Consider the following 13,137-nt stretch of genomic DNA (forward strand, 5'->3'; position numbering starts at 1 on the left):
GTTATTATCGGGTTAGGGTGGCGGGGTAATATAGCCACCTGACACACTGGCTAAAGGTTGAAAAGCGATATAGCGCTTACGCTCATCAACGGTGGCCCCTAAGCTTTGGCTGGGGAAGTATCCGGCATTAGCAAAACTGACCTCTTCTCCGTGTAAAGCCATGTAGTTGAGTATGACAGTTTCTACTAACAGATTCACACTGTTTGCGGCCGGGGTGGCACCGGTTTCTACCGAGGCATCGGAGCGCATCCAACCTATTTGTTGATGCATTAGCGGGTTGCTGGGCATTTGGTCTAATAGTGCTGGCCTGCCCCCCATGGGGTCTATCACCAAAAAGAAAGACGCAGCAGTAGAAGAATTATCCCCCGTCCACACGCCCTTCTCTATGCCATTGACCATTTCTATCATGCCGTTACTGGCCACCGAGCCATCGCTAAACACATACAGCATTAGCGGAGTGTTTTTTTGCATGGCGTACTCTATGCAAGCGCCTATGCAGCGGCCCGCGCGTAAATCCCGCGCCTCGCCGGTGCGCCTGTCGCCGGTGTGGTAGTCGTAGCCACCCATCTCTATGGTGCCAGCACCAGCGTGGCCGTCTATGACCAACTTCATCACCGAGGCGGTTTTTTGAAACTCTCGGTCACCATCAAACTCTGCCTGGCTAAAGATGCCGCTGCTGCCAACGATAATCGGGTCGGCCGAGGGGTCTATCACATTGGGATCGTTGTATTTTTCCAGAGTATCGGCGCTGCGCAGGTACTCGCAGCTGATACGCTCTTTTAATTGCGTATCTTGGCTGGTGAGGGTATTGCTCATATCCAATTTAAAATCGGTGATGTGTTTCATGGCCTCCATCACCGCCACCACGTCTTCGGGGTTATCCAATAACTGGTTGAGATCACCCACATCCACTAAGCCTCTAGCATCGCTGGCTCTGTCGATTTTGGTGGGGCGTATCTCAGGGTTGATATACATGGAAGGGGCCATGGAGTTGCCACCAGACTCGGTATTTTCTGAGCCTACCAATTGCACTAACTGCCCTCTTAAACCCGCTTGGTAAATCCCGTACATGGGGTTGTGGGGATTATTACCGGTGTCATTATCGGAGCGGCCGGGTATGACCGCGCCATTGGTGGCGGCCTGTGCCGCTGCTGAGGCGCGCTCTTGTATACCCCGCAACATGGCGCTTTCGCTATGAAACAGCAGGCCTAGGGAGTTATCACTAAAGTCACCGGCATCGTTAGGGGCAATATCCGGCGTTAAACCCAGCTTTTGGTAGCCCGCCGTGCTTAAAGGATCCAACTGACCACCGGGGCCGCCCACCAGTACATTAGAGCCCGAAATATTCGCCCCGCCCGCCAAATCGAAACAGATAAAGGGGATTTTTCTACCGGTTAAGTTGGAGAGCTCGCAACTGCTGGGGTTGTAATATTTATTCAGCAAGCCATCGGAGATGCCGTGCGCGCGCGAGCCCATTAAGCTAAAAATAGAGGTACCCAGCATCATGCCGCCACCGGCTTTAAAGCCCTGGGAGATAAACTCGCGGCGGGTTTTAGGACGGCTGTGATCGGGGTGTTTTAACGCCTCATCCAGGCCAAAAGTTTTTTTGTTACTCGCCATAATGTGTACTCGTTAATGTATGGTTAAGGCGCCGCTGGCCAAAACTGCGGTACAGGCCCCTTTTACCACCTCTGCCGTTTTTGCATCGGGGCAGGGGGCATTATTTAAACAATAGCGCAGGCCATCTTTTTTATTGTGCTTGCTCATGTCGGGGTCGGGTACATAATTACTGCCATCAAACACATAGGGGTGGTTGTCATTAATATCGGTTATTAAAGTGACCACTCTATCGTAAATACCGGTTCTGGCTCCGGCGCTTAGCAACCCCGTATTCATACTTTTATCAATTAAGGGGTCAACGATATTGCCGCCCCAGTAGGTCTCACCAATTATGGTTTCATCACTCATTTGTGGGTGGGTAGAAACGTTGCCACTAAAATCAAAACCGGGGAACAAGCTCGCTCTTAAACCGGCATCCTGCACCAAGGCATCACAATAAGCCGCCGCCAATTGCGTTACCGCCATTTGATGGGATGACATATAGGCCTGAAAACTATTGACCGAAGGCAGCTGCTCTTTTAAGGCCGTAAAGGTTTCAGACACGGTTTTACCGGTAACCGCACTGACCGCCGCACTGGCACTGGACACGCCGGTAATACTGGCAAAGCTTTGGTTAATTTGATCAAAGGTACGCACAATAATATCCGACACATCATCAATACCGGTGGCAGTAAACGCATAGCTGGCGGCATCATCGCTGCCATCATCAAACACACTGGTATTGCCGTTAATATTTTCAAAAGCTAAAAAGAACACATCGGGGTCGGGGCCGTTGGGGCCAAACTCTTTGGCGATTATGGTGCCCTGCTCCGACAACACCTGCGCCGGCTGGCTAAAGCCCACATCGCTAAAGGTGCTGCTATCCACAGTAACATTAAGGTTGCTAAAGCTCTGGCCCACTAGCGCCAGCTGGCCATTAATCCCTAAACGTAAACCCTGTAAGTTAAAGCTTAACGCCGAGGGGCTGGGGTTTAGGTTAATAAAGACTGGCCTGGCAAACAGGTAGCTGGCGTTGTCGTACTCGCTCACCTCAAACACGATATAACAGTAATCCACCCGGCTGGCACCGCTGCCCACATTGCAGTTGCCGGGGTCGTTAATATGCTCGGCTATGCTAAATAACATATAGTATTTTTGCCCCACCCCCACTGCGTAGTTGGCAGCAATTTGCGCCTGGGTTAAGGCGCGGTCATGCACGGCAGCCATACGCACTGCCCCCTGCCAAGGGCGGTTACCGCCCACGCTATTACCTATGGTGAGGGCAAAACCGGCATTCCAGTTGTTAAGCTGGCCGCCGCCCACAGGGTCAGTTAGGCCCATATCTACACCATTCACATAGAGCTTGCGGCCCTCTAAAGGAGTGTAAGTAGTTACTACATGCTGCAATGCGGCCTGCGCCGCCTCTTGGGCACCTAAGGTGGACAGTATAGGCTCGCCGCCATTGCCACTACCTACACTACTGCGCACCGCCAGGTTGTAGTTATACAGCGATTGCGACAGCATAAAATTGCGGCTGGTATTGGAGCCCGAGTAGGCCACTATCCAGGCATCTTCCTGGCTGACATTAAAGGGGACTACCCAGGTCTCTATAGTGTATTCGCCGGTTAGCGATAGCTGGCCACTAAGCTTGGTGCTGGTTTCCACCGCACCCTGGGCGCGACCGCCGTCAAAACGCATACCCCAACCGCTCATCCAGGTATGATCGCCGCTGGCGGTCAGTACGATGGCTGGGTCTACTCCGCTGGTGTCGGCTACGGTTATACCCTCACCCTCTCTAAATTCCCACTTGGCCAATAGCGAGCCTTCGACCCGGCCGCCGGTGCTGGCCACTATGCCATCGCGTACTAGGCCCTGGGCCGCACTGATTTGGGTGGTGGCTAAGTTGATGCCTACTGCGGGCACCAAAGCAGCAAGGCGGCTGATGGCATCGGTAAACTCGGTAGCGATGGTGCCACAATTGCTGCCACAGTTGTGGCGCTCCTGTGCCACCCGCACCACTATGCGTGACTCGCTAGGGCTGGACAGATTAATTCTGCCGCTTAGGGCATCGTAGGCGATGTCATTATCGGCACTGGCAAAGAAAGGGGATTGCGCCTGGGCACTGGTATCAGAGTGACAACCCGCACAATAACTGCGCAATAAGCCCATCAGTTCAGCACTGTCGCTTAATGGCAGCAAAGCCGCCGCATCCGCATAAGTGTCTGGCAAACGCTGGCTGGGGGCGGGAGCGTAATAGGTACGCGGCAATAGGGTGACACTGGTTACCCCCTCAGCCAAACCCGCCGCCCAACGCTCTATATAGGCCTGTATGGTCACCGCACAGGTGGCATCGCCACCGGGTATCCAGCAGTTATGGCCATTGGCCACCCGCTGCACCACTTTGGATTTGGCCGGGTCCGCTAAATTCACCACGGTGTTGGCGGCCTGCCAAGCCAGGTTAACATCGTCCTGATTGACAAAGTGGGTGGGCGCACCGCCGCCGGGGGTATGGCAGGAGCCGCAGCGGTTGTTTTTAACCAGCTGGTCGTAAAAATTAATTTTAAAGTTTTGTATCTTGCTGCTGGAAGGCGAGGGGCCACTGTAAACAAATTCGGGCTCGCTTAAGTCGCCACTGAGGTCGTTTTCTCTATCGCTACCGCCACCGCCGCTGCCGCCACTACAGGCTGCAAGCATGGCCGCTAGGGCCAGCAATAATAGAGACTGGGCTGAGCCTATGATGGTTTGTTTATTCTTCATGCCTCTAATCCCTGTTATAGATGGTTAGCGCAGGCCACGGCCACTTCAGCAAATACACGCTTCATATTGCCGCTGGCATTAAAGTTGGCGGCTATGCTGTTAACGTCGGCGCTATCGGCGGGGCCGGGCTCGCGGCCACAAACACTGCGGTAAGTTTTTTTCACCTGGCAGCTAGTAAACGCTTTGCTGTGGGCCAGCTCCCGACCTAAAGAGCTAGCCCCTATGCCTTCGGAATACTGCGGGTTTAAAGCCAGATTAGTGCCATCATCTATGGCGGGGTTAAGCCAACCTATGCGCTCGCTGTTATCACCTAGGCGCCAGTAGTTGGTCCAGTGGTCATTAGGGGTGACGTAGCCGGGGGCAAAGGTGGTGGCATTGATCAGGTATTTGGGCTGTACCGCACCGGGGGTGTATAGCAGTTGCCCCAGCTCTTCGCGTTGCTCTTGGCTGGCACCGGGCATATCCGCCTCCGTAGGGTAATCATATTGATGATAGGCATAGGCCTGCGCCATGGGGTCCATACCGCTGTGGCAACCCACACACTGATTTAAAAACAGCGTGCTATCTAAGCCGGGGCTGCGGGATACATCTTGGCGTATGCGGTCGGAGGGGCGAGTGGTGTCTTTAAGCTGCTCTAAATCCATGCACAGGTGGTTAACCAGGGTATACCTAAACATGGCCCTATTCGTACCGTCTATAAAAAAGGCTCTGGCGGCAGCACGGGTGGTTTGCACCCCTGCGATACCTGCGGTGGCTATGCCCGTCACCGAGGATTGCGGCTGATACTGTAATACGCTGTCGTCGCCCATATTGGCGGCGCTATTTTCTAAAAATTCGTAATGGTTGTTATCACTATTATTGTAAGCGGGGATGCCGGGTATATTGCCGGTGTAAATAATATCCCCCGATAATAGCTCTCTAAAATCCACCATGATGGAAGGCGTGTAGGTATCGGTAGCACCGCTGTCGCGCACCATGCCTATTACCGTGGCGCTATAGTCATTAAGCGGGGCAAAAGCATTAAAGCTCTGATTGGTGGCGGGGGTAATCCAGTTTTTCACCACCACATTGTAAAAGTTACCATTGGCCGCTTCAGCGCCGCTGCCTATATCAGGCGCTCCATCCATAGCGTATTCTGCGGCCTGTACGGCATTGCCGGCAGTAATTGCAGCCGTCATGCGGTTAAGCATATTTTCGCTGGGGGGGGTGCCCGTCAACCTATCGTGTATTCTGCGAGCCTGTTCGCGTGGGCCTGCCATGCTTAAGGACGGCAATATAGCCGCTACCATTAACATCGTTATCCAAGCTTTCATCTTCTCTCCCGAAGAATGTGGGGGCCAATAATCTATTGCTACTTATGCCAGCTAAACCGCTAAACTACTCCGCTTGCAGCATGGCGCGCGCATCATAGCGGCACAGCAGTAATAATAAAGGGTGCATGGGAAATAATCGTGACCGCCAGCACAAACCCTACAACAATGTTATAAATTATTACCCCTGGGCCAACACAGGGGATAAAATGCGGCCATTATTAATAAAGCTGGCGCTAGCAGGCCTATTTGAAACCTATAATCAGAAGGAACTCTGTAACCATGATAGCTTTCGCTTTACACCTCGCAACATCAGCGCAGGCTAATCACTAATCGCTTATGAATAGCCTATTGCGCCTCAGTGGCATTAGCTCACTAATATTACTGTGCGCCTGTACCGGTGGCGGTGGAGATAGCAGTGACACCATCTCAGCCGACGATGCCGACCCGGTTACTGTGACCCTACCCATAGCCTATGTAAAGCGCCCCCTGCCCAGCACCCCGCCTAATATTAAAAACCCCACCGCCTTTAACCCCGGCGCCGAGCTGATAGTGCGCAACCCTTCGGGCTTTAATGGTGAGGAGATTGAGCTCAACAGCAAAATACGCGCTATAGTGGCCGCCGAGCTTAGCGTGAACAGCAATAGTTTACGCATAGATATCAAAGACTTAGAAACCTCATACAACGGCAAAACCCTACTCTTTGCCGCCAGGGTAGTGCCCAGCCCCATAGCTACCAACCTGGAATTTACCACCTGGAACCTGTGGCAATACGATTTTGACAGCGAGCAAGTCAGCTATGTGATGGCCTCGCCGCTGCTGCGCAACGAGGGTATGGAATATGGCAGCGCCCAAGATACCGCCCCCCATTTTTTAACTGACGACCGCATCGTGTTTAGCTCTACCCGCCAATTTATAGAGCAGAGCAACCAGCTAGACGAAGGCCGTGGCCAAATCTATTCCACCTTTAGGCAGGGGCTGGCCGCAGGGGAAGAGGAACCTTCCTCGGTGCTGCATATTTTTGACCCCGATGACCTCGCCGACCCCATTACCCAAATCTCTTTTAACCGCAGCCACGACCTAGACCCTGTGGTGCGCAGCAGCGGCGAGATTGTTTACAGCAAATGGATAAGCACCCCCGGCAACGATCAAATCAGCCTGTTTAGAGTTAACCCCAGCGGTAGACATACTTCTTTATTGTACGGCTACCACAGCGGTGACAGCGGCTCCCCCGGCACGCAAATTGAGTACAGCCAAGCCCGCGAACTGGCCGATGGCCGCCTAGCCGCCATTATTAAAGTGGCCGACAGCCCCACCTTGGGGGGCAACTTAGTGGTCATAGATGAAGAGAACTTTGTCGACAACAATATAGGCGTTTGGCCCCAACTCAATCGCAGCGGCCAGGCCCAAAGCACCCTCACCGGCTTAAACGTACGCACCGATACCCTGCGCTCTACTGGCGGCCAGTTTGCTGCCTTTTACCCGTTAGATGATGATGAGCAACGGCTGCTGGTAAGCTGGAGCCCCTGCCGGGTCATGGTAGGCAGCACCCCCACCCCCTGTAACGTAGTGCCGCAAAGCAGCGGCGAAGTGCTGGCACCACCGCTATATGGGGTATGGTTGTACAACCCCAATAACGACACCCAGCAGCCGGTAGTACTAGGTGAAGAAGGCTATTACATCGCCGAAATCGTCGCCGGTGTTGAGCGCCCCTACCCCAGCATCGCGGCGGAATTAGGCGAGGTAAACAGTGACCTGGCCACCGACAACCAGGCCCTGCTAGTGATAGACAGCGTTTACGACCTGGACGGGTTGGATATTTCACCCGCTGGCATAGCCAACCACGCTACCCCCGGCAGTGCCGATTTTCTCAACCGGCCGGTGCGCTATATGCGCTTTACCAAACCCATACAAGACACTTTTGAAGATATTTTAGACCCGCCCAACTACGCCCTTGGGGTTAACAGCAACCAACCCATGCGTGAAATTTTAGGCTATGCCACGGTAGAGCCAGACGGTTCAGTCGCCGTGGCCATACCCGCCCATACCAACTTCACCTTTAATTTTCTCGACCAAAACGGCCATAAAACCAGCACCCCGCGCCATAACTACTGGCTGTATGCCGCCCCCGGCGAAGTCATACACTGCAGCGGCTGCCACGATGCCGCCAGCACCGTACCCCATGGCCGCAGCGACTCGCGGGTGGATTCATCCAACCCCGGTGCCAGCAATTTAGGCTCGCACTTGGGCTACCCGGTTACCAACCCCAGCTTATACGCCAATGCTGAGGGCCAAACCATGGCGCAAATTTACTTGCAGCATAACCCCCCTAGGCAGCTTACCCTCAACCCCGGCTACATAGATGTGTGGAGTGACACTAGCCTGGTGGCCGCCGAAACCGCCATAGATTACAGCTACCCCGCCGACTGGAGCGACGAAGACAGCCTACCCGCCGGCACAGATAATATCCCCGCGGGTAAATCCATGGTGCTTAAAAATCTGGATGAAGATAAGCCCAGCCGCATAGTGATTAACTACGAAGATCATATACAGCCCATTTGGGAGCGCGACCGAGTCGATGCCCTTAGCAACACCGTCACTTGTACCGGCTGCCACAAAGAAGCCAGCGGCGTGATCCCTCCCGGCCAATTGGATTTAACCGGCGTACCCTCAGACCTCAACCCCACCGAGCATATGCGCTCTTACCACGAGTTGTTTAGAACCGATATTAAACACGCGCTAGATGGCCCCGGCGGCAATGTCGTGAATAGAACCCGCACCTGTGTGGTTGATGTGCTCGATGCCGACGGCAATGTGATAGGCACTACCAACCAAACCGTTAACATCACCATAGGCGGCAACCTCTCGGCGGCGGGCGCCAGCAATAGCAGCCGCTTTTGGGGCTGCTTTAATGCCGGTGTCTGTGGCCGCAATAATATTGCCGAGCCAGCGCTGCCCGCTAACTGCGTTGAAGACCAAGACCCCAGCCTATCAGCACCTACTTCGGGTACTTATGACCACACAGGGCTATTAAGCAATGCCGAATTGCGGTTACTATCTGAGTGGCTGGACATAGGGGCGCAGTACTACAACAACCCCTTCGACCCTAGAATCGTGCCCTAAGCACCCAATAATAAAAGCGCTGTGATAAAACTAACTAGCTACACCACATTCTTATTTTTGCTACTAACACTGAGTGTTAGTGTTAAAACCTTAGCCGATAGCGAGTATTTTCAAGCGCAAATAGCCGAGCCCTATCTCAATATCCATCAAGGGCCAGGTAAGGGTCACACCGTGTTTTACGTGGCTGAACGCGGCGAAACTATTAGCATTATTAAAAGCAAAACCGACTGGTACAAAGTAGAAACCGCTAATGGCATACAAGGCTGGGCCCACGCCAGCGCCATAGCCCTCACCTTGGATAGCCGCCAACAACCCTTAGATATATCACTGCCCGACTTTGCCAGCAGCCAACACCGCACATGGGAAACCGGCCTACAAATAGGCGACTTTGGTGGCAGCGATGCCCTTAGCGTGTACGGCAGTTATTTTTTAACCGACAATCTTTCTATAGAGGCCAGCTACTTAGAAACCTACGGCCTCACTAGCAATGGCAGTGGCAGTTTTATAGGCATCAGCCACCAGCCCTTTCCGCAGTGGCGCATCTCACCCTTTGTGTCAGTGGGCGGCGGAAGATACCAAACCCAGCCCAAGTCCAACTTAGCGGCCACCAAAAAACGCAACGATAATGTGAGCTATACCGCAGCAGGGCTGCGTATGTATTTAGCGCAACGACTGTTATTGCGACTGCAATACAGCAATTATCTAATAATTTCTAACCGAGACGATGACGAAGAAATAGAAGCATGGACATTAGGCATAAGCGCATTTTATTAATTTTAACTTGGCTAAGTTTTTCCAGCGCAGCAGTAGCGCAGGACGATAACGAGCAGGTTATTATCCCCGACATAGATCGCCGCGAAATCGGTGTAGACGCCATAGACAGCGAAAACTTCGCAATCAGCGTACACGCCGGTGTGATTAGCATAGAAGATTTTGAGACCACCGACTTAGAGCTATACCGCTTTGCCTGGCATGTTAGCGAATATATCTTTTTTGAAGCCAGCTACAGCAAAGCGCAGGGCGATTTAACCAGCTACGAAGAGTTGGTCGGCGGCACCCCGCTATTTGTGGAAGACCAGCGCGAATTTACCCAAACCAATATTGCCATAGGCTTTAATATACTACCCGGCCATATTCATTTTAGTGACCGCTTTAATTTTAACTCCAACTTTTACCTCACCCTGGGTGCCGGTAATACCGAGTTTTTAGGGGATGACTGGGCCACTATTACCTACGGTGGCGGCTATCAATTATTACTGACTGATTTTTTAGCGGTGCATATCGACGTGCGCGATCATATTTTTGACCGCGAAACCTTTGGCCGCGAAGAAACCACCAACAATATAGAGTTATCTATGGGTTTGAGTTATTTCTTTTAAACACTAAGCAATACTAGATTTTGTAACAGCTACTGTATCGCCATATATAACGAGGCAGCACTATGAAAAAGTTTTTATTGATTCCACTGATATTATTATCTGCTCTGGGCCTGGCCCACGCCGAAAGCCTGAACAAGCCCGCGCCAGACTTCACCTTAAAAAGTAATCAGGGCAATAATATTCGCCTACAAGAATTAAAAGGCAATGTGGTATTGGTTAATTTTTGGGCCTCCTGGTGTGGGCCCTGCCGTAAAGAAATGCCCGAGCTGGATAAACTGCATAAAAAATATCAACGCCTAGGCTTTACCGTACTAGGTGTGAATGTAGAAACCGACAGCGCCGCTGCCAATGGTTTGTTAAAAGATAATCCGGTGAGCTTCCCCATACTCTACGACACAGAAAACCGCACCAGCGAGCTTTATAATGTTAATGCCATGCCCACTACTGTACTGGTAGACCGCGACGGCAATATGCGTTTTATACACCTGGCCTATCAGGCAGGTTATGAAAAAATGTACGAAAAACAAATCAAACAATTAATACGCGAATAATATGAGCCGTTTCATTTTACTGCTACTGCTAGCCGCTAGCGCGGGCTGTTCTATTCAGCCCTGGGTAAAACCTTATGAGCGCCAAAACATGGCCGACCCTATTATGAGTTTTGAACGCGACCCGGTGGCTGACACTTACACCCATCACGTATACCAAGCCCGTGAAGGTGCCCGCGGTGCCGAAGGCGGCGGTGGAGGTGGCTGTGGCTGTAACTAAACTCATCACACGCTGCGCCGCACTGGCGCTGGCAGCCTGCCAACTCAGCTATGCGGTAGTGCTACCCGAAGAGCGGGTAGATGCGCTATACCACAGCTACGATGGCGGCGGTGTCACCATAGACGGCCCCTCGGTATTAGTGCGTAAAAACTTTGCCGAAACAGTTTCGATTAGCGCTAACTACTATGTGGATAATGTCAGTAGCGCCTCTATAGACGTAACCACCAGCGGTGCCAGCAAATACACCGAGGAGCGCACCGAATACAGCGTGGGTGCCACTTATTTAGTCGATAAAAGTTTACTCTCGGCGGGCATTACCCGCAGTGATGAAAACGACTACCAAGCAGAAACCAGCTACTTTAGCATTAGCCAAGATATGTTTGGCGACTTAACCAATATCAGCTTTGGCTACGCCCGCGGTAATGACATCGTAGGCCAAAACGGCAATGACGATTTTGAAGAAAACATAGACCGGCAAAACTACCGCTTTGGCTTAAGCCAAATACTCACCAAAAATCTCATTATGGGATTTAACTATGAAAACATTAGTGACGAGGGTTTTTTAAACAACCCCTACCGCAACTACCGTTTTTTAATTAACCCCTTAGATGCCAGCCAAGGCTATCAATTATCCCAAGAGGTATACCCCAGTACTCGCACCAGCGACGCTGCCTCACTGCGCCTGGCTTACTACCTGCCCTATAGAGCCGCTATTAAAGCCGAATATCGATTTTTTACTGACGACTGGGGCATAGAGGCAAAAACCTATCAACTTAATTACACCCACCCCATAGGCGAGCACTGGGTGTTTGATATTAAGTATCGTACTTATGAACAAACTCAGGCCGATTTTTACAGCGACTTATTTTTATTTGCCTCGCAGGATGAAAAAGATTATCGCGCCCGAGACAAAGAGCTAAGCGACTTTGAAAACACCACTATAGGTTTGGGGATTAGTTATTTTTTACCCAGCTACAGCAAGCACATAGCAAAAAGTAAAATTGCCTTACAGTGGGATTATATAGAGTTTGACTATAACAACTTCACCAACCTGGACGACGACAGCGCCGCCATAGGTGAAGAAGAGCTGTATCAATTTGATGCCAATGTCATTAAATTTTATTTCAGCATTTGGTATTAGGGCGACAGCAACAAATCCGCTGAGTAATGCAGCAGGCCTTGGTCATCAATAATAATGGCATCTATGCCCGGTAATTGATTGATTAAGGCCAAACCTTTTTTTACCCCCAATACAAATACCGTAGTGGATAGTGCATCACTATCCACCGCCTTATCGGCCAATACGGTAACACTTTGTACTGCCCTAGCCGACTCTGCGGTTTGCGGATTAATAATATGGTGGTGGCGTATCTCACCCTCCATAAAAAAACGCTCGTAATCACCCGAGGTAGAAATAGCGGTATTGGCCAGCGGTATGCGCAGCGCGTGTTGATCTTTTTTACGCGGGTGCTGTATGCCCATAACCCAAGGCCGGCCATGTTTATCGCCCAACACGCGGCTATCGCCACCGGCACTGACTATGGCTGAATGTATGCCGTGACTTTGCAGCAGTGCTATGCCTCTATCTACGGCATGGCCCTTGGCTATGCCGCCTAAATCTATGCTGATGCGCGCGTCTTTAAAAAATAAACTGCGGTTTTTTTCATCCAATACTAGGTTGTGATAATTAATCGCCCCCTGCAATTGTTGCCGCTGTTGCGCACTGGGTTTTTTGGCGCTGCGAAAACGATAATACTGCGACACCGAAGCAAAGCTAATATCAAACGCCCCCTCACTTAAACGTGAATAATATAAGGCCTTGCTAATTAACTGCTGCAGCTCTTCAGAGATAAGCACCGGCGCTATTGCGGCCTGCCTATTAATCGCCGCTAGTTCGCTGTGTTCATCCCAGGGATTCATGGCCTTGTCTATACGGCGCATCTCGGTAAACACTGCCGCCATGGCGCGCTGGCCTTGTTGCTCATCCTCGGCCCACAGCTCCACCGACACAGTGGTGCCCATAATTGCTTGGCTATCGCTAAACCAGTCGGCACTGGCTACAGTGCTCAACAACGCCCATTGCAGCGCTAGGGCTGCGAGAAAATATTTGTTTTTTGGCACAGGCTAATCCGTTTCCGTTTTTTAACTAGCTGAAACTATAAATTAGCCCGGCGGTAGTGGCTATGCCTAATCCCACAGAA

Annotated in this window: 10 protein-coding genes; 6 read left to right on the forward strand and 4 right to left on the reverse strand. The window is 51.6% G+C overall.

What is annotated here, in order from left to right:
* Positions 1–12: 12 nt before the first annotated feature.
* From NO559_RS06285 to NO559_RS06295, 3 genes are read right to left on the reverse strand one after another with little or no spacing between them, the layout of a single operon-like run.
* Positions 13–1,620, reverse strand: coding sequence for a general secretion pathway protein GspF (locus NO559_RS06285; protein WP_258330953.1), 1,608 nt, complete (start codon positions 1,618–1,620; stop codon positions 13–15).
* A gap of 12 nt (positions 1,621–1,632) precedes the next feature.
* Entirely contained in the window at positions 1,633–4,356 is a 2,724-nt protein-coding gene (locus NO559_RS06290) for a LamG domain-containing protein (RefSeq protein ID WP_258330954.1), read from the reverse strand.
* 14 nt (positions 4,357–4,370) lie between these two features.
* On the reverse strand, positions 4,371–5,669 hold the full coding sequence (locus NO559_RS06295) for a hypothetical protein (protein ID WP_258330955.1): 1,299 nt from the start codon (positions 5,667–5,669) through the stop codon (positions 4,371–4,373).
* 336 nt (positions 5,670–6,005) lie between these two features.
* Here NO559_RS06295 and NO559_RS06300 point away from each other — a divergent pair, with 336 nt between their 5' ends.
* The 6 genes from NO559_RS06300 (at position 6,006) to NO559_RS06325 (ending at position 12,077) form a co-directional block, all read left to right on the forward strand.
* Positions 6,006–8,789, forward strand: coding sequence for a hypothetical protein (locus NO559_RS06300; protein ID WP_258330956.1), 2,784 nt, complete (start codon positions 6,006–6,008; stop codon positions 8,787–8,789).
* A 21-nt stretch (positions 8,790–8,810) separates the two neighbouring features.
* Complete coding sequence (locus tag NO559_RS06305) at positions 8,811–9,563, forward strand: SH3 domain-containing protein (RefSeq protein ID WP_258330957.1); 753 nt, start codon at positions 8,811–8,813, stop codon at positions 9,561–9,563.
* Positions 9,533–10,168: an outer membrane beta-barrel domain-containing protein gene (locus NO559_RS06310; RefSeq protein ID WP_258330958.1), complete on the forward strand. Its 636-nt coding sequence runs from the start codon at positions 9,533–9,535 to the stop codon at positions 10,166–10,168. Before NO559_RS06305 ends, NO559_RS06310 begins: the two co-directional genes overlap by 31 nt.
* 62 nt (positions 10,169–10,230) lie before the next feature.
* The gene (locus tag NO559_RS06315) at positions 10,231–10,719 is read left to right on the forward strand and encodes a TlpA disulfide reductase family protein (protein ID WP_258330959.1); all 489 of its coding nucleotides are present in this window, start codon (positions 10,231–10,233) and stop codon (positions 10,717–10,719) included.
* A gap of 1 nt (position 10,720) precedes the next feature.
* Entirely contained in the window at positions 10,721–10,936 is a 216-nt protein-coding gene (locus NO559_RS06320) for a DUF4266 domain-containing protein (RefSeq protein ID WP_258330960.1), read from the forward strand.
* A complete protein-coding gene (locus tag NO559_RS06325; protein ID WP_258330961.1) occupies positions 10,923–12,077 on the forward strand; it encodes a DUF3570 domain-containing protein in 1,155 nt (384 codons plus the stop codon). Before NO559_RS06320 ends, NO559_RS06325 begins: the two co-directional genes overlap by 14 nt.
* Here NO559_RS06325 and NO559_RS06330 read toward each other — a convergent pair.
* Positions 12,074–13,057 (reverse strand): FAD:protein FMN transferase, encoded by a 984-nt coding sequence (locus NO559_RS06330; protein ID WP_258330962.1) that lies wholly within the window; start codon positions 13,055–13,057, stop codon positions 12,074–12,076. The two genes, NO559_RS06325 and NO559_RS06330, sit on opposite strands and share 4 nt — an antisense overlap.
* Positions 13,058–13,137 lie beyond the last annotated feature (80 nt).

Source organism: Dasania sp. GY-MA-18, assembly GCF_024734385.1.
In the GTDB taxonomy this organism is placed as follows: Bacteria; Pseudomonadota; Gammaproteobacteria; order Pseudomonadales; family Dasaniaceae; genus Dasania; species Dasania phycosphaerae.